Here is a 26,368-nt window from a genome sequence, read left to right as displayed (position 1 = left end):
GCGGGGTCAGCTCAGATTCAGGGCGCGGGCCACGGCCACCGGATCCACCGGGATGGCCTCGACGGGCGGTATACCCGCGAGCGCGGTGTCCGGATCCTTGAGTCCGTTTCCGGTCACGGTGCAGACGACGACTTCGCCGGCAGAGATCCAGCCGTCCTCCCGGGCCGCCAGCAGCCCGGCCACGCTTGCAGCAGAGGCCGGTTCGACGAACACTCCTTCGCGGCCGGCGATCAGCCGGTAGGCCTCCAGCAACTTCTCGTCGGTTGCCGCGAGAAACTTGCCTCCCGATTCGTCCTTCGCGGCGATCGCCTGGTTCCAGCTCGCGGGCGAACCGATCCTGATCGCGGTGGCGATCGTCTCCGGATCCTTCACCGGTGCACCCGACACCAACGGCGCCGCGCCGGCGGCCTGGACGCCCAGCATTCGCGGCGTCGAGGCGACGACACCGTCGCGGTGGTACTCGGTGTAGCCCTTCCAGTACGCGGTGATGTTGCCGGCGTTGCCGACCGGGAGCGCGTGAACGTCCGGTGCCCGACCCAGCACGTCCATGATCTCGAACGCGGCGGTCTTCTGACCCTCGATACGTGCCGGGTTCACGGAGTTGACCAGTTCGATCTCAGTCCATTCCGCGGTCGCCTTCCGGGCGAGTTCGAGACAATCGTCGAAATTGCCCTGGACCTGGATGATCTTGGCGCCATGCATGACCGCCTGGGCGAGTTTGCCCATCGCGATCTTGCCCTCGGGAATCAGCACTGCACAGGTGATCCCGGCACGGGTGGCGTACGCCGCAGCCGAGGCGGAGGTGTTGCCCGTCGAGGCACAGAGCACCGCGGTCTTGCCGTTGTTGACGGCGTTGCTCACGGCCATCGTCATACCGCGATCCTTGAACGAACCGGTCGGGTTGAGACCTTCGACCTTGAGGTAGACCTCACATCCGGTCAGCTCGGACAGGTGCGGGGCAGCGATCAACGGCGTACCACCCTCGAGCAGAGTCACCACTTTCCAGTCGTCGCGGACCGGAAGGCGATGACGGTATGCCTCGATCAAACCCGGCCAACGGCTGTGCACTACCGATTCAGTCATTTGTTCCCTCCAGTCGCAAAACGCTCGATACGCTCAGCACGGATTCCAGTTTCTCCAGTGCGGCAACAGTTTCCGACAAAGCGGAGTCGGGGGCGCGATGCGTCACGACCACCAGTCGGGCGTCGTCACCCGCGCCTTCCTGACGCACCGTCGAGATACTGATGTTGCGCGACGAGAACTCGCCGGCCACGGTCGAGAGCACGCCGGGACGGTCGGCGACGCGCATCGACACGTAGTAGCGCGTCCGCACATCGCCCATCGGCGCGATCGGCAACGACGCGTACGTCGACTCGAGCGGGCCACGTCCCCCATGAACCTTGTTGCGCGCAGCCATCACCATGTCGCCCAGCACAGCAGACGCCGTGGGCGCACCGCCGGCCCCCTGCCCGTAGAACATCAGTCGGCCGGCATTCTCCGCCTCCACCACAACGGCGTTGAAGGCACCGCTGACCGCCGCCAACGGGTGTTCTAGCGGCACCAGAGCCGGATAGACGCGAGCCGAAATACGCTGCGTACCGTCCTCGTCGACGATTCGCTCACAGATCGACAACAGCTTGACCGTGCAATCGAGCGCCTTGGCCGATTCCAGATCGTGGGTCGTGATCTTGGAGATGCCCTCGCGGTAGACGTTGAGCGCAGTGACGCGGGAGTGGAAGGCGATCGAGGCCAGGATGGCGGCCTTGGCCGCCGCGTCGTAGCCCTCGACGTCAGCGGTGGGATCAGCTTCGGCGTATCCGAGGCGGCCGGCCTCGGCCAGCGTCTCGGCGTAATCGCTGCCGTCGGCATCCATCGCGGACAAGATGAAGTTGGTGGTGCCGTTCACGATTCCGGCGACCCGCGTGACGGTGTCCCCGGCGAGCGATTGCATCAGTGGCCTGATCACCGGGATCGCCCCGGCGACGGCCGCCTCGAAATACAGGTCGACCTTGGCGCCGGCCGCTGCGGTCGCGAGCTCGCCCGTGTAGTCGGCGAGGAGCGCTTTGTTCGCCGTGACCACCGACTTGCCACCCTGCAGCGCCTCTCGGATGAGCATGCGCGGTGGATCGATACCGCCGATCAGTTCGACGACGATGTCGACGTCGTCCCGGACGATGAGGTCCTCGGGCTTGTCGGTGAGCAGCGAGGGGTCGATCCCGCGGGGTTTGCTGACATCGCGCACCGCGACACCACGTAACTCGACGGGGGCCCCCACCCTGGCCTCGAGATCAGCGGCGTTGTCGGTGATGATGCGCACCACCTCGGTCCCGACATTTCCCATTCCGAGCACCGCGACGCCGATCGGACGCGCTTTCTTCTCCGTCACTCGTTCACCTCCAAGCTCAATAGATCCTCGACGGTTTCCCGACGCAGCATCAGCCGCGCCTCACCGCCGCGGGTGGCGACCACCGCGGGTCGCGTGATCATGTTGTACCGGCTCGACATCGAGTAGCAGTAGGCGCCGGTCGCACCCACCACCAGCACATCTCCGGGTGCCACGTCGTCGGGTAGCCAGCAATCGCGGATGACGATGTCGCCACTCTCGCAGTGCTTTCCGACTACTCGACTGACAACGGCACGGGCCTGCGAGACACGCGAGGCCAGGCGGACGTCGTACTCGGCCTGGTACAGGGCCGTTCGGATGTTGTCGCTCATGCCACCGTCGACCGACACATAGCGACGGTGCGCTCCGCCCGGTCCCAGCTGCACATCCTTGACCGTGCCGACCGTGTACAGGGTGACACCGGCCGGGCCGGCGATGGCCCGCCCCGGCTCCACGGCGATGGTGGGCGTGGGAAGGCCCAGCGCGGCCGATTCCCGCTCCACGATCTCCGCCAGCTTGTCGGCGACCTCTTGAACCGGAGGCGGATCATCGGACGGCAGGTACGAGATACCCAGGCCACCACCGAGGTCGAGGATCGACAACTGGGCGGTCTTCTCGACACCGAACTCCGTGACGACGTCGCGCAGCAGCGAGAGCACGCGATGCGCCGCGAGTTCGAAGCCACCGACGTCGAAGATCTGCGAGCCGATGTGGCTGTGGAGGCCGACGAGCCTGAGATTGTCTGTCGCGAACACCTGCCGAACCGCGGCCATGGCCAGCCCGCCCGCGAGAGAGAAGCCGAACTTCTGGTCCTCGTGTGCGGTCGAGATGAACTCATGGGTGTGGGCTTCGACGCCCACCGTGATCCGGACGAGCACATCCTGGACAACCCCGAGCCGGCCGGCGATCTCGTCGAGTCGGTCGATCTCGATCATCGAGTCGAGCACCACGTGCTCTACTCCGGAGGACACCGCCAGTTCCAGCTCCGCGGACGATTTGTTGTTGCCGTGCAACGCGATCCGATCGGCGGGAAAGCCGGCCCGCAGCGCCACCGACAACTCGCCCGCCGAACAGACGTCGAGCGAGAGCCCTTCGGAGTGCACCCACCGCGCGATCTCGGTGGACAGGAACGCCTTCGACGCGTAATGCACGTGCTGCGCAGATCCGAACGCCCGCGCCATCTCGGCACATCGTGCACGGAAGTCGTCCTCGTTGATGACGAACAGCGGCGTGCCGTACTTCTCGGCCAGCTCGGTCACCGGGATTCCACCGATGCGCGCAACATCGTGCTCGTCGCGATCGGTGCCTTGCGGGTAGACATGGGCAGGCAGCTGAGCCAGTTCTGCAGGACTGTTCGGCCTTTCGGCCAACTGCGGCGCCGCCAAGACCTCCGCGTGCCGCGGGCCTGCCGGGTGTGCGTTCACATTCTCTCCGGTGCGCTGACGCCGACCATCGCCAAACCATTGGCGATGACCTGCTGGGTGGCGCCGCACAACGCGAGTCGAGCGGCGTGGAGTTCGGTCGGCTCTTCGTCGCCTTGGGGCAGAACCCGGCAGCGGTCGTAGAACTTGTGATAGGTGCTCGCCAGTGACTCGAGATAGCGGCAGATCCGATGTGGCTCACGGAGTTCCGCGGCCAACGCAGCCACCGCCGGGAAGTCGCCGATGGTGCGGATCAGGTCGCCTTCCGCGGCTTCGGTCAACAGTTCCAGATGGTCGCAGGACAGCGAGAGCCCAAGAGAGGCAGCGTTGCGTCCGATCGCGGCGAGTCTCGCGTGCGCGTATTGCACGTAGTAGACCGGATTTTCGTTCGACTGACTGACGAGCAGGTCCAGGTCGATGTCGATGTTGACGTCCACCGACGAACGGATCAGCGAATAGCGCGCGGCGTCGACCCCGACGGCATCCACCAGATCGTCGAGCGTGATGACGGTGCCCGCCCGCTTGCTCATCCGCAACGGCTGTCCGTCACGCACGAGGTTCACCATCTGACCGATGAGCACCTCGAGCCGGTCCGGGTCATCGCCGAGCGCGGCCGCCGCAGCCTTGAGCCGCACCACATATCCATGGTGATCGGCACCGAGCATGTAGATGCACAGGTCGAATCCGCGATCGCGTTTGTCCTTGAAATACGCGATGTCGCCGGCGATGTAGGCGGCTTCGCCGTCGCTCTTGATGACAACCCGGTCCTTGTCGTCACCGAATGCGGTCGAACGCAGCCACCACGCGCCATCGTTCTCGTACAGGTTCCCGTTGGCCTTGAGTTCGGTGATCGCACGATCGACCTGGCCCGACTCGAACATCTTGTTCTCATGGGTGTAGACGTCGAAGTCGGTGCCGAACTCGTGGAGGTTCGCCTTGATGGACGCGAACATGAGGTCGACGCCATGAGCCCGGAACACCTCGAGGCGCTCATCCTCCGGCAGTTCCAGCACGTCGGGCACGGCCGCCACCACCGCTGAGGCGATGTCGCCGATGTACGCACCGGCGTATCCGTCGTCGGGCGTGGGCTCACCCAAGGCGGCGGCCAGCAATGAGCGCGCGAACCTGTCGATCTGCGCGCCGTGGTCGTTGAAGTAGTACTCGCGGGTCACGGCAGCACCCTGCGCGGAGAGGACCCGCCCGAGGGCGTCACCGACCGCAGCCCACCTGGTGCCACCGAGGTGGATGGGTCCGGTCGGGTTGGCGGACACGAACTCGAGGTTCACCTTGAGACCGTCGTAGAGGACTCCGGTGCCGAAAGCGTCGGCGCCGGCCAGGACATCGGCGACGACTGCGTTCTGGGCGTCCGCCGCGAGACGGATGTTCACGAATCCCGGTCCGGCGATCTCGGCGGACGCGATGCCTTCGCGGGTGCGCAGCTCGTCGGTCAGCCATCCGGCCAGCTCACGCGGGTTCACGCCGACCTTCTTACCTAGCTGCAGCGCGATGTTGGTGGCGTAATCGCCGTGCTCGGGATTGCGCGGTCGTTCCACCACAACAGCGTCCGGCAGCGCGGACGAATCGAGTCCGTGGTCGGTGAGCACTGTGGAGGTGGCGGCATGCAGCAGTACCGCGAGGTCGGCGGGGGTCACGATGCACCATCCTATTGGCCGGTGCCGCCTCCATGACAATCGCATTGCTTTCGCCGCAACCGGGGCGGGAGTAGTTCGGGGTGCTCGGACCGAGTTTGTTCACATTTCGGCCCAAGTACACTGTGTGATCGCCGGAGGACCTCCTCGGCAGCGTCATGTGCGCACCCCATAGAACTGCACCGAAAGAGATCCATGGCTGACGCCAAGAAGCAGGGCGGCAACGTTCCCAAGAAGCCCAGGAATTCCGGCAAACCGGCCAAGAAGAAGCCCGGCCAGATCCCGGTCGTGAAAGCCGGCGGGGGTGGCAAGGCCATTCCGTGGGCGACCATCGGCGCGGTCGCCGTGGTGCTGCTGATCGTGGCCGGCCTGGCCGTCTATCTGGTGCCGAAGTACATGGATCAGCGGGAGGTCGCGAAGTACACGCCGTCGTCGTCCAATCCCGATCCGTCGGACAAGATCGACGGGGTCGAGAAGATCTTCTACCCCGCCGGGCAGCACGTGGAGCCGACACAGCGCGTCGCGTACGACAAGTCGCCGCCGTTCGGCGGTCCGCACGACGCGGTGTGGGCCACCTGCACGGGCATCGTCTACCCGAACGCGTTGCGCACGGAGAACGCGGTGCACGCCCTCGAACACGGGGCGGTGTGGATCACCTACAACCCGGACACCATCGCTGCGGGTGATCTCGACACGCTCAAGAGCAAGGTCGAGGGTGAGCAGTACCTACTGCTCTCGCCGTACCCGGGACTCGACAAGCCGATCTCGTTGCAGTCGTGGGGACACCAGCTCAAGCTCGATTCGGCAGGTGATGAGCGCGTCGACCAGTTCATCGAAGCCCTGCGGCGCAACTCGAACACCGGCGTGTACCCGGACAACCCCGAGGAAGCGGCGTACCCCGAGGTCGGCGCCGAATGCGCGGCAATCCCAGGCGCCTTCGACCCGAGCAATCCCCCGCCGGCCGACGTCGGCCCGGTGCCGGCCGATGCGGTACCGATGACCGGTGCGGGATCGACCCAGGCAACCGACGAGAACGGCATGGGGATCCCCGAGCCTGCTCCGGCCGGCTGATGCCTGTGGGCACACCCGACGAAGAATCGCACAACCCGCCGGACTCGGACTCCACGCCCGACGCCGTAGGTGGGTCGGGCGCGAACTCCACACCCGAGACCGAAACGGAGTCGACAAAGGACGAGGCAGAACCGGCGACTGCGTCCGCCCCGGCTGAACCGGTGCCCGACCACAACCGAAAGCAGCTGTCCGCGTTGCTCGTATTGGGTGCGGTCGCGCTGCTGCTGGTGGGCGCGGTTGTCGGTTTGTTGCTGCGCACCACGTTCGATGGTGGCGACGACAATCGACCTGCCGCGGACTCAGCCGCGGTGGGCTTTTCGCAGGACATGATCCGCCACCACCAGCAGGCGGTCGAGATGGCAACCATCGAGCTGTACGGCGGGAGCGATCCCCAGGTGCGCAGCCTCGCCTACGACATCCTAACCTCGCAGACCAACCAGGTCGGCCAGATGCAGTCCTGGTTGTCGCGCTGGGACTATCCCCTGGACAATCCCGGTGAGCCGATGGCCTGGATGGAAGGTCACAACGGAGGCCACGCGCACGGCGGTTCAGGTACGGAACCCAGTGCCGGCATGACCATGGACATGCCCGATTCGGGAGTGCCCATGCCGGGGATGGCGAGCACCGACGACATGAACAAGCTCCGGACCCTGCAAGGCGCCGAGTTGGACAAGTACTTCCTGCAACTCATGCTGCGCCACCACCAGGGCGGGCTCGAGATGATGGAGTTCGCGACCGAGCCCGACCACATCAGCGAGGACTACGTGCGCAGGCTCGCTCAGCAGATGGTCAATGTCCAGGAATCCGAGTCGGACACGATGACGAAGATGCTCGAAACACGTGGAGCGCAGCCGCTTCCGATGAACTGAACCGCACGGTCGGCGGCCTGATCGGCACGGTCGGCGGCCGTATCGGCCCACTCGACGGCCGTATCGGCCCGGTCGACGGCTGGGCCGGGATCAGTCGCGACCGTGCAGCCGCTCGTAGGTGGTGCGATCGGTCGCATGTCGGCGCGCCCGTTCTGGACTCTCCAGGTCGACGGGCAGACCGTGCAGTTCGAGCCTGTGCGCCCGGTTCATCGGCATGTACGCCGCGCAGTAGAACACCGCGAGGATCAACCCGAGCAGGATCATTGCCAACCGCAGATAGATCGGACCCGGGAAGAGCAGGAACGCCGCGAACACCGGGGTGAACGGGATCATCCCGCGCACCAGGTGTCGTGGTACTCGCCAGGGACCGGTCAGATCGCGGCGCACCCAATCCTGCATCGAGTCAGGCAGTTTCCGTCCTGCTGTGTAGCCGAGCCACTGCCATGGTGTCGGCCTGGTGCGTTCGGTCATGACATCGTCTCCTGTCGTACAGACGCGCTCCGTGCGTCCGGTGAAGTGGTCACGGCTCGAGTGAGATGGAGCCGGATGCGATGGCCGCGGAGGCCGCCACATTGACCTCGGTCAACACTCGGCGCAGTTCCTCGAGAGCCGCCAGCTCGACCCCCAGCGTGCGAACCACGGCCGGCGGGATCTTCTCCGCCTGTGTGCGTAGCGCCCTTCCCCGCTCGGTGAGTTCGATCGCCAGCTGCCGTTCGTCGGCCGCGGTGCGGGTGCGGGTGATCAGGCCCGCAGCCTCCAGTCGCTTGAGCAACGGCGAGAGCGTCGGAGAATCGAGTTGGAGAGCTCCGGCGATCTCTCGCACGGACATCGGCGCTCGCTCCCACAGCGCCAGCATCACGAGGTATTGCGGGTGGGTGAGCCCCAGCGGCTCGAGCAAGGGCCGGTACACACCGAGCACGGTGCGGTTGGCCACTGCGAGGGCGAAGCAGACCTGCCGTTCCAGCGCCAACGGGTCACCGTCGAGAACCACGTTTTGTTCCATCGGCTTCGACCCCTTAGTTACGACACTAATAGTTAGTGCACTAACTATATCTCCGGGGCCGACGGTCCGCAAGGCTCGTCTATGCGCCGCTGCGCCCCCTCGGTGGGCGGGAAGTCGATGACCGAGCGCCAGTACGACTCCGGCACCTGCTCACCCGCGCGCAGGATGATCGCCAGCCCGGTCGCCATGAAGATGCCGAGGATCCCCAGCCAGAGGCCGAACAGTCCGATGGCGATCCACGCAGCGACCACCAAGGGCGGCCACGGGTCGAGAATGATGAGCAGCGGCGCGAAGGTGAATCCCATCCCGATGTACCAGGATGATCCGGCCCGATCCATGATCAATACCGGACGCAGCCAGCGCGGGGTACTCGGTGGCAGGGAAGTCTTCGAGGCCGAGGTGGTGTCCATGCCTTCAACGATGGCGGCGAGAACGTCGGCGGTCGATTACCCGCGAGGTAAGAAAACCTAGCAGACGCCTACGGAGACGTACGAGAAAAAATGTGCCCCCGGCAGGATTCGAACCTGCGGCCTTCCGCTCCGGAGGCGGACGCTCTATCCCCTGAGCTACGGGGGCTCGTTGGGCGAGAGTCAGCCTAGCGCATCTGCGAACCGCAACCCAAAACGCCTGCGGCGCGCCACCTCAGACTGCAATGAGATGCGCTCCCCCGACACTGCTGTAGCGCGCAGGCGTGCAGGTCAGCACGATCACCTGAGTGTGGCGACCGGCGTGGCTGAGCACCGCGCCCATGCTCGCCAGCCGCTCCGGATCGGTGTATCCCAACGCGTCGTCGATGATCACCGGCACCCCGTCGTCCGGATCGACCAGCATCGCGCACGCCAGCCTGCTGATGATCCCCAGCTGCTCCTTGGCGCCCCCCGACAGCGCGTCGTGGTCCACGGTCACCCCACCGACCGTGCGCGTGGTGACCCGCAACTCTTCGTCGACCCCGACCTGCAGGGTCGGACCGAACACGACCTTCCCGAGCCGCAAGATCTGATCGGTGAACGGCTGAACATATGTCCGCCGAGTGGCATCTCGATGTCTCTCGAGAGTCTGCAACAACAACCTGGCAGCTTGCGCTCGGGTATTGATGCGATCGAAATCACCACGGGCGGCGGCCAACTCGGTCTCTGCCTGATGCACCTGGTCGAGTTTGCCGTCGTCCCGGCGGATCTCGATCCGCGTGCGCAGCTCGGCGATCTGATTGCCGAGTTCAGCCAGTCGCGGTTCGCCTCGTTCCACCACCGACAGCATGTTCGCGTGTTGCAACTCCAGGGATTCGAGGTCGGCATCGTCGATCCTCGCGACGAGGCGACGCACCTCGGAGTCTGCCTGGGACAACTCCGCCAGCAACCGCTCGCGCAGCCGGTCCGGGTCGTCGTCGGGATGGTCCGCAGCGTCCAGACCGCCGATCTCGTCGTCCTGCCGCGCGAGTTCCACGCGCTCGGCGATCAGTTCGTCGCGTCGTACCCGCAGAATCCGCAATTCGCTGTCGACACTTCGGTGCTCACTGCGCAGTTCAGCTGTTCGCTGGACGGCTGCGGCCAACCGCGCCGCGGCGGTGCCTGCGCGTCGTTCGGCCTCCTCGACGTCCGGAACATCGGGATCTGCCGCTGCGGTGGACTCGAGACGACTCTCGAGCTCCGACAGCTCGGCACGCAACGCACCTTCATCACCGCCCGCGATGATCGCGGTGAGACGGCCACGCAGGTTGTCGACCTCCGCTTCGGCTCGCTCACGAGCCCGAACCAGCCCGCGCAACTCGGCCACGTCGTCGACCCCCGCTTCCGTCAACGCATCAGCGAGTTCCCGTTCCGCACGGGAAAATCGCTCGATCAGGGATGCCGACTCAGCGCCCGCGGACAACACGAGGCGAACCACGCCGGCCACCTCGACGACTGTGTCGCCGGTGATCGGCCATTCGGACTCGTCGGACTCGGCTCCGTTGACCGTCACCGGCGCGTCGCCCAGCCTTCGCACGCTCACCGTGGCGGCAGCCGACTCCACTTGCGCGCGCGTGATGGTCACCGACTGCAGCAGCTGCTCGACGGCCTCGAGGTCATCACGGTCGTGCACGAGACCCGCAACTGTGCGCTGTTCGTCCGAGAGCGCGGTGCGTATGTCTGCCACGCGCGCCAGCAGCGCGGTCAGTTCGTCACGGCGCGCGAGGAGGTTCGCCGAGCGGGCCGCGGCGCGCGCGCTGCGCACCAGGGACGTGGCTTCGCTATCGGCCCGACGCAACTCATCGAGCTCTCGCTCGACGTCTGCAAGGACAGCGGCAACCTCCGCATCCTTGCGTTCGAGCGTCGCGATGGCGCGTCCGGTGACGTCCACGGCCTTGTCACAGTCCGCGATCCGCTTACGGGAAGCGGCGCGCTGCGCGACATCGCGGTCGTGCAGGCGCAACTGGCCTCTGAGCAGAGCGGCAGTCGATGTCGCTGCGGTGTGCTGTCGTTGCAGGTCGCTCGATTCGGCGGATCGCTCGCTCAGTGCCGACAGTTCCACCTTCGCCAATTCGAGCGAGTTCGCCAGTTCACGACGGTTCCCTGTCAACGTCTCCAGCCGGGCGTGGTCGCCACCGAGTTGGTCCATCGCGGCCGCCAGTTCGTTGCTCAGTTCCAGCGCTTCTTCCAGACGAATTGCTGCCGAGGCCAATTCGCGTGCTGGGCGACCCTGCCCCGTAGTGAAGTACCTTTCGTATTCGGCCCTCACCAACTCGAGCAACATCGCATCGCCCTCGCCATCGCCCACGCCGGACTTGGTCGTTCCCGCCGCTGCATCCAGGGCGCGGGACAGCGCCGAGCTGGCGGCGAGATCGCCTACCGTCGGATCCCCGGCCTGCATCAGCCGCAGAGCCTTGAACAGGGTCGCATCCACCTCGTCGGCGAGAATCGACCCCACCTTGTCGTGGGCGGTACGCCCTGAGAACTGCTGCGGCGCAGGCTCGTGGATGACCAATTCTGTGCGAGCAGCCTTGTTGTACTGCTTGGTGTAGGTGAACCGGTAAGGGCCACAGGTGATGTCGGCTTCGACGACCGTCCCGGCGTCCACCCCCGCGGGCGACACCGCCCGCACCTTCGCGCTCTTGCTGTCCGACCGCACCTCGAGTAGGAGATCGAGAGCCTCGATCATCGACGATTTCCCGGCCTCGTTGGCGCCTTCGACGACGGTGACCCCGTTCTCGGCGAAGTGCACCTCCCGTTCAGCGACACCGCGGAAGTGACTCAGTCGCAACCGGTGCAGCTTCACGCGCTCCCACCCGCCAACCGGAAGAGCAGAGCGAGCGCCTCCTGCGCTGCGATGGCATCGTCACCGTCACCGGCTGCGCTGGTGGACAATTCGGCGGCGGCATCGCCGATGAAACCAGTCAGCTGCAGGTGCGCGAAGTCGTTGTCGTCGGGCCTGATGACCAGATCATGACGCAGTTCCCACCAGGTGAGTGAGGCGAAACGATCGGTGAACTCCTCGATCATCGTGTCCAGTTCGGACCGTTCGGTGATACTCACCGAACCACGGAGCGCGAGCTGGACGACAGTCTGCGATTTGTTGCCGAAGGCTTCGAGCCTGCGGCGGAGTTCTGCGATGTCGTGACCGCCGTTCACATCGTGCTCGACCGTGCGAAACGTCCACTCGCCCACCTGGTGTGGGGTCACCGTCACCGACTGGGCGGGAGCGCTGTCGGAGTCGGACTCGCCGCGGGTCAACTCGACGACGAGCACCTGGCCCGGCTTCGCCTCGCGATGGTCGTAGTTGGTGACCTCGTGGGCACCGGAATACCAGATCCGCCCGGAGTCACCGATCTCCGTCGTCGAATGCCGATCACCCAGTGCCACATAGTCGATCAGTCCGGCGGCAACCGCACGCTCGAGCTCATCCACGTCGATCAGTGACGGATCTGCGGACTGCGGGGCAAAGACATCGACTCGGCCATGGCCGGCCAGGATACGGATGTCATCGCCGGGCACCAGACAATCGAGTTGCTGGGTCACCAGATCCGACAGAGGAACCTTGGTGGTCCACGGGGCCGCGATCAAGGACACGCCCGGACGCACCTGCACCGCACCGGCCGTATCCAGCACGTGTACATGATCGGGCTTGTTGTCGACGAACACCCTCGAGTTGTAGATACTTGCAGCGTCCATCGGATCGTGGTTGCCCGGAAGGAGATACACCGGGCACGACACCTGCCGCAGATGATCAAGGCTGCGGCGGATCACCCGCGAGGAGACCTGCCGATCCTCGAACACGTCGCCGCACACGAGGATGAACTCCGCGTGGTGGGCGTCGGCGAGTCTGCCGATCCGTCCGATGGCCTCCTGCCGCGCGGCGGTGTAGCGGGCCTGCGCGTCGCCACGCAGAAAGTGCCGGGTCATCCCCAATTGCCAATCGGCGGTGTGGATGAAGGTCACGTGCTGTTCGGGCAAGAACAACGGCAGCGCTGCACTCACAGTGACCTCCTCTCCGATCGCCGGTGACAGCGACGATCCTACGAGGGGTCCCCGACAGAGCGTTGGACGTCGGCCGGTGGGTCACCTGCGAGTATCGACACCTCAGGTGGGCGCGGCTAGCCCGGCATACTCTCGACGACGACCGTACCTGCCACCCCGGCGACCAGCAGGCGCGTCGGCCCCGTCACCGCATATCCGCTCTGGTAACCGGCCCCGCCATCGTAGTTCGACTCCTGCTCGATCCTGCGGCCCTCGGCATCGACGACGATGATCTCGCAGAAGTACGGGCTGTTGGCGCTGGTACAGGAGTAGTCGATCAGATCCGCCGAGGGCTCCGCCTCGATCACGCTCACCCCCGCGTAGATCGCGCTCGACACGGGCGCTATCTCCACCGTGATCTCGTCAGACACCCCGATACGTCCCACCGGCTCCCGCGCAGCCAACCGCGAGAAGTCCAGCGCCGCGACTGCTGCGAGCAGATCGGCGTCGACCCCGGCCAGTTCACGCACGGCGATTCCCATCCAGTCGAAGTAGGTGGCGACGGGACTGACCTTCCAGCCGCCGTCCTGCGGGATCGCGACGAGGTGTCCGAGCGACCGGTAGAGCCTGCTCGCGAACTCCCCGCCGTCCGAGATACATCCGCCCTCGTCCGGTTCGTCATCGGCGACGAGCCGGACGCAGTCGCCGTCGAAGTCGATGGTCGCGCGCCGTCCGTCCGACCCCAACTCGAGCCCGATGTGCGAAATCCTGATCCGGGCCTGTCCGTTCTCCCCCGGCGTGACGTCGAAGTCGGTGTCCCGCACCGCGATCTGTACATCGGCATCGAGCCCCAGGTCAGGGTCCGACTCGAGTTCGGCGTTGATACCGGCGGCGTAGGTACGCAACAGCCGCGCCTCCACACCGCCCATGGCGTCGGCCACGGGCCCGATGTCGGCGGTCGCGATCGTCTCGGCCAAGCCATCGACGAATCCGGCCGCAGCTTCGTCCGGCGAGTCGAAGGTGACGTCCGATTCACCCGAATCCGCGGTCTCCCAGCCGGACCCCTCCGCCAGGTACTGCGCGGCGGTGAACATGGGACTGACGAACCAGCCACCATCACGGCGCACCGACATCAGAAACGGAGGCTGGGCGTCACCACCGATGACCACGGACTCGCTGCCGGAATCGCTGTCGGATCCGCCCCGGTACTCGTACGACACCTCGGGCCCGTTGATCGACACGGTGACCCCGATGGACCCGAGGCCCTCGATCCCTGCGTCCGGGATCAGATCGGTCAGCGATTCGGTTGTCTTCTCGTCGATCTCGATCACGATGGTCGCCCGCTCTATCGTCACCTTCGACAGGTCTTGGGCGATCTCCTCGCTCGACAGGGACAGGTCCGACACATCGATGCTCACGCCGTCCAATTGGTCGGCCATCGAGTCCGCAGAGCCGCCGATCGATCCCTGTAGATCCGCTGTGTCGCGCAGCAACCCGGCTACCTGGTATGTCTCGTCGGGCGGCAGCAGCACACCCAGCGCCGTCCAGTCCTTGTCCTCGAGCGCATCGAAGAACTGTTGTACCGATGCTGTCGCCGACGTCGCTCCTCCCACTGCCTGGACCAACAACCGATTTGCGACGAATCCGGCCGTCGACAGGAGCGCGATCACGACGAGGACGATGACAACCTTCGCGGCGGCGCGGCCGCGCCGTCGCGGCGGCGGCCCGAACGGCGACTGCCACTGCGGTGGGAGCCCACCGGCCGGGTATGCCGGGGCATTCGGAGGTACGTGGTTCATCGGCCGGTCCCGCCGGTCTGCATGCCGGGGCCCGGTGCTGTCCAGCCGACGAATCCGTCTGGTGGGGATCCGGATTCCGGGCGCGAGCGCAGTCCGGGGGCGAGCAGTTCACGCCAGACGACCAGCGCAGGGACGATCACACCGGACAGCCACAGCGCCATGGGCGCCGGATAGTTCCAGTTGACACGAACACCCATGGTCACGAGCACCGCGAGGCCGATCGCGAAAAGCATCGCGGCCACGGCGAGCAATGCGCCGCGCTGCGAAGCGACACTCCCGGAAAGGCGCTCGCGGACGTAGGTCGCACCTGCGACGGCCGCCGTGAAGAACACCAGTGCCGCCAATGTGGAGACGGTCGCCGAGTACAACGTCAGCCGGACCACCGACACCGCCACCCACAGCGTCGACACCACGAGCACCAACCTCAGTGGGGGCAGGTAATAGTCGCGCTGTGTCATCGCGAGAGGGGTGGCGAGCGCCGGAGACGCCGCCGCGGCCCCGAGACCACCGAGGAACCCGATCCCGAGGTACCCGAGTTGGACCGTGTCCACGGAATCGAATGGGGCCCCGGGGATCGAGACAACCAACGCCCAGGTCGCCGCCGCCCAGCCGAGGAGGGTCAGGCACAGAGCCCCGCCGCCCCGGCCTGCTGCAGCGGCCGCCACGAGCTGCCCGACGATCGCGAGCCAGCACAGGGCGACCAGAGCGGCGACGAGTGGATCGAGTACCCCGACCCTGACACCAGCGATCGCATCGACGCCCTCGATGAACCGGTATACGGCCGTCGCCACCGCGGACAGCGCCGATGCAGTGAACAGGCCGCCGGTGACGATGAGGACCGTCCGTGCCTGAGCGCGGGTCCGGCGCAGATCCACGACGTCGAAGAGTTCGGAATCCCGTGGTTGGGCCGCCAGCACGGCACCGGCGAAGCCGATCCACACCGCAGGACCCAGACCTGTGCTGCCGTAGTCCCATTCGGCCCAGCGACTGACCACGTCCCAGCCGAGGTACAGCGTGACAAGGGCCAGATAAGGCACACCGCAGAGAAGTTTGGTCAGCCGCAATCTCGCCGGAGTCCATCGCGGACCGAACACACCGCGACGGCTGGCCGCGGGCAGCACCAGGGAGAGAACCGAGAGCGCGGTGACGATGGCGACATCGACGCGGAGGGCACCGACGCCGTCGGCGTTCCATTCCAGCGCAAGCGACACGAGCAGTGCCACAGCGGCGAGGACGTCCCGCGTGCGGTCGGCCCGCGTCGGTACCGCCGCCGGTATCAACAGTTGCACTGACTTCTCCTCCCCGGGCTTCGCCTCCCCGGTCCCCACGAGAGTTCACATCGTAAGTCATGGATCGGCCGGACAACCCGCACGCGGCGCCGCGCGGATACTGGATCGCATGTCCTTCACTCCCCGCCAGGGCGCAGCGGCTGCCGCCCTCGCCGGCATCCTCGGCGCCGCTGTGGGTGTCGGGGTGGGTTACCTGCTCGCGCCGCTGGTGGACAGGGGTTCAGCTCCTCTCACCGCGGTCGGTGGCGCAGTGATCGATCGCGCGCCCGAAGGTGCGCGCGAGTTCGCCATCGAAGCCTTCGGGACGTCGGACAAACCCGCGTTGCTGGTGCTCATCGCGCTGATCATGGCGGTGCTGGCGGCCTGCGCAGGGATCGCGGAACTGCGCAGACCGCCGGTCGGACTCGTCCTGTTCGCTCTCGTCGGGGTCCTGGGTTCCGTCGCCGCAGCGACGCGGCCGACCGCAGACCTCGCCTGGGCGCTACCGACGCTCCTCGGCGTCGCCGTGGGTATGGCTGCCCTGCGAGGACTCATACGTCGGATCCAACCCGGCACCGACCCGACTCCGCGAGCAGCCGAAGCCGGCATCGGTCGTTCGGACGACGCGGACGACTCGACCGGCAGGAGAAAGTTCCTGCTCGGCGCAGGGGCAGTCGGCGGCGGGGTGATCATCACCGGCCTTGGTGGTGCAGCCCTGCGACGTTCTGTCGGCAATGTAGGAGCAGACCGCGCCGCGTTCGACGTACCCACCGCAACCAATTCGGTGACCACTGCGGCGCCGGGCGCCTCGCCCGGCACCCCCTTCCTCACTCCGAACGACGACTTCTATCGCATCGACACCGCCCTCACGGTGCCGCAGGTCGACAGCGAACGCTGGTCGCTGCGCATCCACGGCATGGTCGAACGCGAGGTCCGCATCGACCTGGCCCAGTTGCGTCGCGAGCACACCGCAGTCGACGCGGTGGTGACGCTCACCTGTGTGTCGAACTCGGTCGGCGGCGATCTCGTCGGCAATGCCAGGTGGACCGGCTACCTCCTTCGAGACCTGATCGCCGCGGCAGGGCCCGCCGCCGAGGCGGACATGGTGCTCTCGACCAGTGCCGACGGCTGGACGGCCGGCACTCCGCTGGCTGCACTCACCGACGGCCGTGATGCCATGCTCGCGGTCGGGATGAACGGTGAACCTTTGCCGATCGAGCACGGCTACCCGGTTCGGATGGTGGTCCCGGGGCTCTACGGCTACGTGTCCGCGACCAAATGGGTCGTCTCGTTGGAGGTCACCAGATTCGATCGCGCACAGGCATATTGGACGACCCTGGGGTGGGCCGAAAAGGGACCGATCAAAACGAGTTCGCGTATCGACGTCCCGCGCCCCAACTCCTCGGTGTCGACGGGACCGGTCACGGTCGGTGGGGTCGCCTGGGCCCAGGGCCGCGGCATCAGCGCGGTGCAGGTGCGCGTCGACGACGGGCGATGGCAGGACGCCGAACTGATCGACCCCGACCTCGTCGACGCGTGGCGCCTGTGGAAGTGGGAGTGGGACGCCGAGCCCGGCCGCCACCAGTTGACCGTCCGCGCCATCGACGGCGAGGGAAACACACAGACCGAGACCGAGGCCCCCTCGGTCCCCGATGGAGCCAGCGGACTCGACACGATCGGCGTGACCGTCCGCAGCTGACCCGCGTCCGTCAGCGCGGTGTGGCGCTCGCGGCGATCCAACCGGCGATCTGGGCCAGAGATGCACGGGCGGCGTCGTCGTCACGGTCCACGAGCCACCACTGGACCGTCCCGAACAACGTCTGCAACGCAGAGCGGACAAGGATCCGCTCCGACACATCCCACCGCATCTCGCAGCGATCCCCGATCTCGCGGAGATAGGCGTGTCCGTACTTCTCGGCGATCTCGTTCTGCATCTTCGCCTGCCCTGCCGACGCCGACTCAGTCGGCTGCCGCAGCGAGAACAGCATCGATTCGAGCATCAACAGCCACCGATTCGGGAACTCGGACGCCCTTCGCCACACCGCGATGAGAGCTTCTTGTATCCACTCCCGCAACGCCTCTCGGCCGGTACCGAGGTTGCCGGTCGGCACCGAGGCCAGCAGCGCCTCGAGTTGTTCGGCGACCACTTTTTCGATCATCGCCGCGACGAGTTGCTCTTTGTCGTCGAAGCAGTAGTGCACGACACCGAGCGAGACCTTGGCCTCCTCGGCCACGCCGCGCACGGTGACCGCGCTCATCCCACCACGATCGGCCAGCGCGAGAGCGCAGTTGATCAACTGCGCACGTCGGGCCTCCATCGACAACCGTCGTGATCCCGGGACGTCACTGCGCATGGCGCACAGTACATATCGCAGCGGCTACCGCGTCAACCGGGCGATGGTTCCACACTGGTCAATCCCGCGTCGCGGCCGTAGCCGCTTCCGGCCCGGTCTCGACCGGCCTCTTGTCCGCCGACGCAGTCATGTGTCGCGGCTTGGCCATGAAGGTCGCGGCCACCACACCCAGCAGCAGAGCGGCGGCAGGCAAGAACAGCGACTGGCCCATGGCCGATGAGAAGCCGTCCCGCACCGCTGCGGGCAGCTGACCCACCATCGCGTCCATCGACTGCGCACCGAATGCAGGCACCTCGGCGGCGATGCGGGTCTGCATCAGCGCACCGACTGCGGCGCTTCCGAGCACCGAGCCGATGAGCCGGGTCGTGTTGTAGACACCAGCTCCCGCGCCCGCGCTGTTCATCGGCAGATTGCGGGTCGCGGTGGCCCCCAACGGTGCCCAGATGCCCGAGCTCGCGATCCCCATCAGCGACACCGGCAGGAGCAGCTGCCAGATCGGTGTGGTGGGGGTGGCGATCACGCCGAGCCAGGCGATCGCTATCGCGTTGAGCAGCAAGGCTGTCGCGATGATGTTGCGCGGATTGACCTTGTCGACCTGTCGGCCCACGATCGGGGCGAGTACACCGGTCAGGACTGCCATGGGGACGGTGACCACGGCTGATTCGGTCGGTGACAGTCCACCGACCAACTGCAGGTAGTACATGAGCGGCACCATCATCCCGGCCGTCGCGAATCCCATGGTCGCGATGCCGAGACTGGCGAGCGAGAAATTGCGGTCGAGGAAGAGTTTCAGCGGTACCAATGGTTCGGCGGAGGACCGTACCTGCAGGATCTTGTGCTGCCAGTAGACGAACAGACCCATGACGGCGACCCCGATCCCGATCAGGGCCCAGATCCAGGGCGCCCAGTGGTATTTCTCGCCATCCTGGATTCCGAACACCAAGGCAGTCATACCGATACCGCTCAGCGCCACCCCGATCAGATCGACGTTGCGTTTGTTGGTGGGGACGGTCGGGACGAGCTTCCAGGCCAGCACCAGACCGATGATCCCGACCGGGACGTTGACGAAGAAGATCCATTCCCAGCCGAGACCGTCGACCAGGATGCCACCGGCCAGCGGGCCGAGCAGCGTGGCCACACCGGCCACTGTCCCCCACACCCCCATCGCCGCACCGCGCTTCTCGGCGGGAAACATCCTGGTGATGAGCGCCATCGTCTGTGGGGTGATCAGGGCGGCGCCGACCCCCTGCAGGCCGCGGGCGAGAATCAGCATCTCGATCGACTCGGCCAGCCCGCACAGCACACTGGCGACCGTGAAGACGATCAGGCCCAGCTGATAGATGCGCTTGGGGCCGAACCGGTCACCGAGTCGTCCGGCAACCAGCATAGGCACCGCGTAGGTCAACAGATATGCACTGGAGACCCAGATGACGCCGTTGACGTCGGTGTCGAGCGCTCGCTGGATCGCGGGCTGGGCGACCGCCACGATCGTCATGTCGACCAAGATCATGAAGAAACCGATGCACAACGCGCCGAGCGCGAGCCACGGCCTCGTGGAGATCGGTGCGGAGGGAGCCGCGGTGGGACTGCTCATCGGTCAGACCTCGTTCCGTGCTGGTGTGCCCGACCCGGGGTCGGCGCCCCGTCGGCATGGTGGCTGTCGTCATGGTGTTCGTTGTTCGCCCGGCGGTGCCATTCGTCGAGCCACATCAGCTGTCCCGTTGCCAAACGGTCGCGCAACTGCAAGATCCAGGCGATCTGGGCTGCGAGTGCGACCCGTCGACAGCCGGCGTCGAGCATGAACATCTCCGGGATGTCCCTCGCTCCTGCGCGCGAAACCTCTGCGTCGATACCTTCCAGTCGGATCTGCATGGCGTGCAGTCGCTGGTCGAGGAGATCGACCACCTCACCACGACCGAGGGTGTGCGCTTCGGCCAGCGCCAGATACAGCGCCGGGTATTCCTCGGCCGGCGTGCTCAGCATGGTCGCGATGTTGTCGCGCAGCATCGCTTTGCCGTCGTCGGTGATCGCATAGACCGTACGCTCGGGCCGATTGCCCTCGCGCTGAATCTCGCTGACGAGCAGCAGTTTTCGATCGTGCAGGCGGTCAACGGTGTGGTACAGCGAGCCGGGCCGCAGCTTTGCGAATCGGTCTTCCCGGCGTTCGACGAGGGTCTGGAACATCTCGTACGGGTGCATCGGCCGTTCGCTGACGAGCCCGAGGACGAGGACAGCGAGCGGGGTCAACTCGACGCGCGCTGATCGACTTTGCCGCCCCGCCATCGTGACCACCCCCGTCGACCCGATTACTCCGCACGGAATATACCGCTTCGAACCCGCGAAACCCAACTTCGATGAGCGACTACTCTGGGAGCGATGAGCATCGAGGAAGCAGACGCGGGGACCGAGTCCCCCGGCGGCTACGTGACCACCGGCGAGGAGTTCGTCCGTGACACGAACTACATCGACAACCGGATCACCCGCGACGGCGTCGGTCCCGCCGGCGAGACCTTCCCGGTCGAACCGGGCCGTTACCGGCTGATCGTCGCGCGCGCCTGCCCCTGGGCCAATCGCGCGATCATCGTCCGCCGACTGCTCGGCCTCGAAGCTGCGTTGTCGATGGGGATGTGCGGACCCACCCATGACTCCGACAGTTGGACGTTCGACCTCGATCCCGGCGGCATCGACCCGGTGCTCGAGATCCCACGGCTCAAGGACGCCTACCTGAAGCGTTATCCCGATTACCCGCGAGGTATCACCGTGCCCGCGATCGTCGACATCCCGACCGGCGCGGTGGTGACCAACGAGTTCCGACAGATGACCCTCGACTTCTCGACCGAGTGGGTTGATCACCACCGCGAAGGCGCACCCGATCTTTATCCGGAGCGCCGTCGCGAAGAGATCGACGAGGTCATCGACGTCATCTTCAAAGATGTCAACAACGGCGTCTATCGCTGCGGATTCGCCGGTGATCAGCGGGCCTACGATGACGCCTACGACCGGCTCTTCGGACGCCTCGACCAATTGTCCGACCGGCTGCGCCAACAGAGATACCTGGTGGGCGACACCATCACCGAGGCCGACGTGAGACTGTTCACGACGCTGGCCCGCTTCGATCCGGTCTATCACGGCCACTTCAAATGCAACCGCAGCAAACTGACCGAGATGCCCGTGTTGTGGGCGTACGCACGCGATCTGTTCCAGACCCCCGGATTCGGCGACACCGTCGACTTCACCCAGATCAAGCAGCACTACTACATGGTGCACACCGACATAAACCCGACCGCGATCGTGCCGCGCGGCCCCGACCTGTCCAATTGGCGCAGCCCCCATCACCGCGAAGAACTCGGCGGTAGCCCCTTCGGCGACGGAACCCCGCCGCCTCCACCCCGTGACGGCGAAGTCGTACCTGCCGGACAAGGAGCCTGAACTCCCCATGGCAAAGAAACAGCTCTCCTCCATCGGTGACGGACAGGTCGTCGGCGCCGCCCGCAAGACCGAGGGTGTGGTCGACAACCTGGTCGACCACGCTCAGCACCTCCAGGCGCCTGCCGTGGCCAAGTACGTGCACCATCTACGCCGCGAGCACCCCTACGAGTCGCCTGCCCAGATCATCGAGCGACTCGAGCACCGATTCCTGCTGGCCGTCACCGGATCCGGCGGGGCGGTGGGCGCCGCCGCCGCGTTCCCCGGAATCGGGACCGTCGCGTCATTCGCCTCCCTGGGGGCCGAGACGGTCTTCTTCATCGAGGCATCCGCGCTGCTGTCGCTGGCTGTCGCCGAGGTGCACGGCATCCCGATCACCGATCGCGAACGCCGCAAGGCGCTGGTGCTGACCGTCGCACTCGGCGAGTCCGGCCTCGCAGTGGTGCGTGATTCGCTCGGAGCGAAGTCCGGCAATCTGGCTCGCGCCTTCGGCGGCGTCATCCCAACCCCGGTCCTCAAGACGCTCAACAGACGACTGGTCAAGACCTACTTCAAGAAATACACGCTGCAGAAGCTCCCGCTGGCCTTCGGGAAGCTGCTCCCTGCCGGTTTCGGCGCCGTGATCGGCGGTGTGGGCAACCGCGCCCTCGGCAAGATCATCGTGAACAACTCGCACAAGGTGTTCGGTCCTGCCCCGATGGCATGGCCCGCGGCGGGCGGGCCACCCCACATCGTGTCGGGTGGTGCTCCGCAGATCGTGTCCCGTCATGACGGGCCGATGTCTAGTTGACCCGTACCGGAGGGGTCCGTCTCACCCGCGCCGAAGGGGGCCGGCCGAACAAGCCAGAAGGAACCCAGCTCACCGATCGCTGGATCCGGCGACTGGGCCGTGAATGTCTGCGGCACCGCCGCCTGGTCGCGATCACCCTCAGCGTCACCGGCCTGGCCGTCCTGATCGACCTCACCGTCCCGCTACTGACGAAGGCTGCCATCGACGAGGCGACGGGTGCCGCGTCTCACGGATACACGATCGGGGCCATTGCGGCAGCGATGGCCGTTCTCGCCTTCGTCCGCTACGGCTGCCAATACGGCAGGCGGGTCACCGCAGGACGATTGTCGCTCAACGTCCAGAACTCACTGCGATTGTCGCTGCTGAACAGCGTCCTCCGACTCGGCGGCGCCGCGCAGGACCAGATCCGTACCGGCCAGGTGGTCTCGAGATCGATCACGGACCTGCAGCTCGTACAGGGTTTGCTGGCCATGGTCCCGCTCTCGCTCGGCGCCGCAGTCCAGGTGGTCCTCGCCCTCGGCGTGATGTTCTATCTCTCCCCACCGTTGACGCTCGTGGCCCTGTTGGTGATCCCGACGGCGGCGGCCGTCGCATTCGCGAGCCGCAAGAAACTCTTCGCCGCGACCTGGTCCGCACAACAGTCGGCGGCGGACCTGGCCCAGCACGTCGAAGAGACCGTCACCGGAGTGCGAGTGGTCAAGGGGTTCGGCCAGGAAGAACGAGCAGTGGACGAACTCGTCGGCTTCGGGCGGCGACTCTATGCCCGCCGGATGCGGTCGGCGAAGATCAACGCTCGATTCGCACCGACGCTTGCCGCTGTTCCCCAGATCGGCATGGTGGCCATCATCGCGCTCGGTGGCTATCTGACCATGAACGGATCCATCACCGTCGGAACGTTCCTTGCCTTCGCCACCTACGTGACGACCATGACCGGTCTGGCGCGACTGCTGACCAGCCTGCTGGTGTCCGCGCAATTGGCCCGCGCCGCTGTCGAGCGGGTCTACCAGGTGATCGACGAGCCACCCGACCCCGCGCTCGCCGGGACCGGCCGGCTCCCCGACGGACCTCTGGGCCTGACCCTGCGCGACGTCGGGTTCACGTATCCGGGCGCCGCGTCGCCTGTGCTGTCCGGGGTCGATCTCGACATCGCGCCCGGCGAGGTGGTGGCCGTGGTGGGCAGACCCGGATCCGGGAAGTCAACGCTCGCACTGCTCGCCGATCGGTTTCACCGGCCCCAGACGGGGATCATCGAATTGCGAGGCGCGGACCAAGGGTTCGACGTCGGTGACCTGGCCCCGGACGAATTGCGATCGGCCGTCGGCGTCGTCTTCGACGAACCGTTCCTCTATTCCGACACCGTCGCCGCGAACATCGCCCCGAACGCCCACGTCGGCAAGTTCGACGAGGACGGCCCGCTGCCCGGAGGTATCGAGTCCGCGGCCAGACGGGCGCATGCCGACGGCTTCGTCTCGGGTCTGGCCGATGGATACCGGTCGGTGGTCGGCGAGCGCGGCCTCACCCTTTCGGGTGGGCAACGCCAGCGCATCGCCCTCGCCCGGGCCCTGTACGCCGATCCCCGCATCCTGATCCTCGACGACGCCACGTCCGCGGTGGACGCGCAGACCGAGGCGGCCATCTTCACGCACCTGCGTACGTCGACGCGCACGATGCTGATCCTCGCGCACCGACGATCCACCCTCACCCTCGCGGACCGGGTGGCAGTTCTCGACGCAGGACGCATCGTCGACGTCGGGACCGAGGCGGAGCTGACAGCGCGCTGCCCGCTGTTCCGTTCGCTGATGAGCACCGATGTCGACGAGTTCGACGACCTCGAGAACGAGTTCTCCGAGCTGCCCCTGCCCTCCGAGGCGCTGTGGCCCGCCGACGCGCCGGCGCCGGTCGAACGTCGACGCAGGCAGGCGGCGCCGGCAACCCTCGGTGCACGGGGCGGAGGGGGCATGTCCGGCGCGCTCGGAGCGATGGCCCCGACGCCCGAACTACTCGAGTCCGTGGCCACCCTCCCGCCCGCGACCGAGGATCCGGCCGCCGACGACACCGAGATACGAACGGACCGGCCGGACTTCTCGCTACGTCAACTGCTGCGTCCGGTGCGCTGGTTACTCGCCCTCGTGGTGATCTGCATCTCGGTCGACACGCTGGTCTCCCTCGCCTTCCCCACCATTGCGCGCTACGGGATCGACGGCGCGACGAGCGAACAGTCCAGCCATCTGTGGATCGCGGCATCCGCGGGCCTGGGCGCGGTCGCGATCGGATTCGTGGCCGCCGCGGTGATGACCGTCGTCACCTCCCGAGCCGGTGAACGAGTGCTCTACGCGCTGCGGGTCCGCAGCTACGCGCACCTGCAACGCCTCGGTCTGGATTACTACGAGCGCGAACTGTCCGGCCGGATCATGACGAGGATGACAACCGACGTCGATGCGCTGTCCACCTTCCTGCAGACCGGACTGTCCACGGCGATCGTCAGCTCGCTCACGCTCGTCGGCGTCGCGGTCGCACTCATCCTGACCGACGCCTCGCTCGGCCTGCTGATGCTCGCCGTGTTCCCGCCGATCGTCATCGCCACGGTGCTCTTCCGGCGCATCGCCGCCCGGGCGTACACCCGCTCCCGCGAACTCGTCAGCGAGGTCAACGCCGACTTCCAGGAAAACGTGGGCGGCGTGCGCACCACCCAGGCATACCGCCACGACGGGTTCGCCATGGCGCAGTTCACCGCCCGCGCAGCCGCATACGTGCGCGCTCGAATGGTCTCGCAGCAGGCGATCTCGATCTTCTTCCCGTTCATCACCCTGATGTCCGACCTGGCCACCGCGGGCGTGATCGCCTTCGGCGCGCATCAGGTCGCCGCCGGCGAGACCAGCCCGGGCACCCTGGTGGCCTTCGTCCTCTACCTCGGGATGCTGTTCGGACCCGTCCAGCAGCTATCCCAGGTCTTCGACGGATACCAGCAGGCCCTGGTCGGACTACGCCGGATCTCCGACCTGCTGGCCACCCGGAGCAGCGTCCGATGCCCGGATGGCGCGGACGGGACCGCGCCCGCGAGTCGAGAAGACGAGCACGGTTTCGCCGGGCATGCCCAGCTCGACGGCGTCGGCTTCCGCTACCCGGGCGCGGTGCGCGACGCCCTGTCGGACGTCGACCTCGAGTTGCCGGCAGGAACGTCACTCGCGCTCGTCGGAGAGACCGGCGCGGGCAAATCCACGATCGTCAAGCTCCTGGCCCGCTTCTACGACCCGACCACCGGATCTGTCCGGATGGACGGCACCGACATCCGCGACTTCCGGCTCGGGCACTACCGCTCCAGACTCGGCGTCGTCCCGCAGGAGCCGCACCTGTTCACCGGAACGGTCGCGGACAACATCGCCTTCGGCAGACCGCAGGCGAGCCACGATGAGATCGTCGCCGCGGCGCGAGCGGTCGGCGCGCTGTCGATGATCGCCGAACTCCCCGGTGCGATGTCACATCCCATCGGCGAACGCGGCCAGGGACTGTCCTCCGGGCAGCGACAGCTCATCGCACTGGCCCGGGCGGAGTTGGTGAATCCCGATCTGCTGTTGCTCGACGAGGCCACCGCCACCCTCGATCAGGCGACCGAGCGCCGGGTGATGGCGGCGGGCAGGCACCTGACCGGCTCGCGCAGTTCCGTGATCGTGGCGCACCGACTGGCCACCGCTGCCAGGGCAGATCGGATCGCGGTGGTCGCGGGCGGGCGGATCGTCGAGCTCGGAACTCATTCGGAACTCTTGTCGTTGAACGGCAGGTACCACGCGCTGTGGAAGGCGGGTATCGCTCCGGATGAGGTCCCGAGTCAATGACGACTCGTGGTGGTGACCGACCGGCATAGCCCCGCCGACGCATGGGGACTAACCTTGACACCCGGAGACTTC

20 protein-coding genes and 1 tRNA gene are annotated in these 26,368 nt (G+C 66.5%); 6 read left to right on the top strand and 15 right to left on the bottom strand.

Annotation, left to right across the window (positions count from 1 at the left end; all coding sequences use genetic code 11):
• Positions 1 to 6: 6 nt before the first annotated feature.
• The 4 genes from thrC to argS are packed head-to-tail and all read right to left on the bottom strand — an operon-like array spanning position 7 to position 5,456.
• Positions 7 to 1,083 carry a threonine synthase gene (gene thrC, locus J3S28_RS26920; protein WP_084835113.1) on the bottom strand — a complete coding sequence of 359 codons (1,077 nt, stop codon included), beginning with the start codon at positions 1,081 to 1,083 and terminating at the stop codon, positions 7 to 9.
• Positions 1,076 to 2,386 carry a homoserine dehydrogenase gene (locus J3S28_RS26915; RefSeq protein ID WP_207844170.1) on the bottom strand — a complete coding sequence of 437 codons (1,311 nt, stop codon included), beginning with the start codon at positions 2,384 to 2,386 and terminating at the stop codon, positions 1,076 to 1,078. The genes thrC and J3S28_RS26915 overlap by 8 nt, the downstream gene beginning before the upstream one ends.
• Positions 2,383 to 3,807, bottom strand: coding sequence for a diaminopimelate decarboxylase (gene lysA, locus J3S28_RS26910; RefSeq protein WP_207844168.1), 1,425 nt, complete (start codon positions 3,805 to 3,807; stop codon positions 2,383 to 2,385). The genes J3S28_RS26915 and lysA overlap by 4 nt, the downstream gene beginning before the upstream one ends.
• Complete coding sequence (argS, locus tag J3S28_RS26905) at positions 3,804 to 5,456, bottom strand: arginine--tRNA ligase (RefSeq protein ID WP_207844166.1); 1,653 nt, start codon at positions 5,454 to 5,456, stop codon at positions 3,804 to 3,806. Before argS ends, lysA begins: the two co-directional genes overlap by 4 nt.
• A 192-nt stretch (positions 5,457 to 5,648) precedes the next feature.
• Between argS and J3S28_RS26900 the strand changes: the two genes are divergently transcribed.
• Positions 5,649 to 6,524 carry a thioredoxin-like domain-containing protein gene (locus J3S28_RS26900; protein ID WP_207844164.1) on the top strand — a complete coding sequence of 292 codons (876 nt, stop codon included), beginning with the start codon at positions 5,649 to 5,651 and terminating at the stop codon, positions 6,522 to 6,524.
• A complete protein-coding gene (locus J3S28_RS26895; protein WP_207844162.1) occupies positions 6,524 to 7,393 on the top strand; it encodes a DUF305 domain-containing protein in 870 nt (289 codons plus the stop codon). The genes J3S28_RS26900 and J3S28_RS26895 overlap by 1 nt, the downstream gene beginning before the upstream one ends.
• Positions 7,394 to 7,483: 90 nt before the next feature.
• On the opposite strand, the gene J3S28_RS26890 is transcribed toward J3S28_RS26895, so the two are convergent.
• From J3S28_RS26890 to J3S28_RS26855, 8 genes are all read right to left on the bottom strand, one after another.
• Positions 7,484 to 7,864, bottom strand: a complete 381-nt coding sequence (locus J3S28_RS26890; RefSeq protein WP_084835164.1) for a DUF5313 family protein — start codon at positions 7,862 to 7,864, stop codon at positions 7,484 to 7,486.
• Positions 7,865 to 7,913: 49 nt separating this feature from the next.
• Entirely contained in the window at positions 7,914 to 8,396 is a 483-nt protein-coding gene (locus J3S28_RS26885) for a MarR family winged helix-turn-helix transcriptional regulator (protein ID WP_207844160.1), read from the bottom strand.
• Positions 8,397 to 8,440: 44 nt separating this feature from the next.
• Entirely contained in the window at positions 8,441 to 8,806 is a 366-nt protein-coding gene (locus tag J3S28_RS26880) for a hypothetical protein (protein ID WP_207844158.1), read from the bottom strand.
• A 93-nt stretch (positions 8,807 to 8,899) separates the two neighbouring features.
• A tRNA-Arg gene (locus J3S28_RS26875) sits at positions 8,900 to 8,972 on the bottom strand.
• 66 nt (positions 8,973 to 9,038) lie between these two features.
• Positions 9,039 to 11,648 (bottom strand): ATP-binding protein, encoded by a 2,610-nt coding sequence (locus tag J3S28_RS26870; protein WP_207844156.1) that lies wholly within the window; start codon positions 11,646 to 11,648, stop codon positions 9,039 to 9,041.
• Positions 11,645 to 12,847, bottom strand: a complete 1,203-nt coding sequence (locus tag J3S28_RS26865) for a metallophosphoesterase family protein (RefSeq protein ID WP_307797454.1) — start codon at positions 12,845 to 12,847, stop codon at positions 11,645 to 11,647. Before J3S28_RS26865 ends, J3S28_RS26870 begins: the two co-directional genes overlap by 4 nt.
• Before the next feature lie 116 nt (positions 12,848 to 12,963).
• Positions 12,964 to 14,625, bottom strand: a complete 1,662-nt coding sequence (locus J3S28_RS26860) for a hypothetical protein (RefSeq protein WP_207844154.1) — start codon at positions 14,623 to 14,625, stop codon at positions 12,964 to 12,966.
• A complete protein-coding gene (locus tag J3S28_RS26855; protein WP_207844152.1) occupies positions 14,622 to 15,914 on the bottom strand; it encodes a DUF7937 domain-containing protein in 1,293 nt (430 codons plus the stop codon). Before J3S28_RS26855 ends, J3S28_RS26860 begins: the two co-directional genes overlap by 4 nt.
• A 109-nt stretch (positions 15,915 to 16,023) precedes the next feature.
• On the opposite strand from J3S28_RS26855, the gene J3S28_RS26850 reads away from it, so the two are divergent.
• Complete coding sequence (locus J3S28_RS26850) at positions 16,024 to 17,592, top strand: molybdopterin-dependent oxidoreductase (protein WP_207844150.1); 1,569 nt, start codon at positions 16,024 to 16,026, stop codon at positions 17,590 to 17,592.
• A 10-nt stretch (positions 17,593 to 17,602) separates the two neighbouring features.
• Here the strand turns inward: J3S28_RS26850 and J3S28_RS26845 are convergent, their stop codons facing one another.
• The 3 genes from J3S28_RS26845 to J3S28_RS26835 are packed head-to-tail and all read right to left on the bottom strand — an operon-like array spanning position 17,603 to position 20,530.
• Positions 17,603 to 18,247, bottom strand: coding sequence for a TetR/AcrR family transcriptional regulator (locus J3S28_RS26845; protein ID WP_207844148.1), 645 nt, complete (start codon positions 18,245 to 18,247; stop codon positions 17,603 to 17,605).
• 58 nt (positions 18,248 to 18,305) lie between these two features.
• Entirely contained in the window at positions 18,306 to 19,841 is a 1,536-nt protein-coding gene (locus tag J3S28_RS26840) for a DHA2 family efflux MFS transporter permease subunit (RefSeq protein WP_207844146.1), read from the bottom strand.
• Positions 19,838 to 20,530 (bottom strand): PadR family transcriptional regulator, encoded by a 693-nt coding sequence (locus tag J3S28_RS26835; RefSeq protein ID WP_207844144.1) that lies wholly within the window; start codon positions 20,528 to 20,530, stop codon positions 19,838 to 19,840. Before J3S28_RS26835 ends, J3S28_RS26840 begins: the two co-directional genes overlap by 4 nt.
• Positions 20,531 to 20,623: 93 nt before the next feature.
• On the opposite strand from J3S28_RS26835, the gene J3S28_RS26830 reads away from it, so the two are divergent.
• The 3 genes from J3S28_RS26830 to J3S28_RS26820 are packed head-to-tail and all read left to right on the top strand — an operon-like array spanning position 20,624 to position 26,296.
• Positions 20,624 to 21,676, top strand: coding sequence for a glutathione S-transferase family protein (locus J3S28_RS26830; protein WP_207844142.1), 1,053 nt, complete (start codon positions 20,624 to 20,626; stop codon positions 21,674 to 21,676).
• Positions 21,677 to 21,683: 7 nt separating this feature from the next.
• Entirely contained in the window at positions 21,684 to 22,463 is a 780-nt protein-coding gene (locus tag J3S28_RS26825; RefSeq protein ID WP_207844140.1) for a hypothetical protein, read from the top strand.
• Entirely contained in the window at positions 22,460 to 26,296 is a 3,837-nt protein-coding gene (locus J3S28_RS26820; RefSeq protein WP_207844139.1) for an ABC transporter ATP-binding protein, read from the top strand. Before J3S28_RS26825 ends, J3S28_RS26820 begins: the two co-directional genes overlap by 4 nt.
• The last annotated feature ends 72 nt before the right edge of the window (positions 26,297 to 26,368 follow it).

The sequence above is a fragment of the Williamsia soli genome, assembly GCF_017377795.1.
Lineage (GTDB): Bacteria > Actinomycetota > Actinomycetes > Mycobacteriales > Mycobacteriaceae > Williamsia > Williamsia soli.
This window is presented reverse-complemented; position numbering and strand designations above follow the sequence as displayed.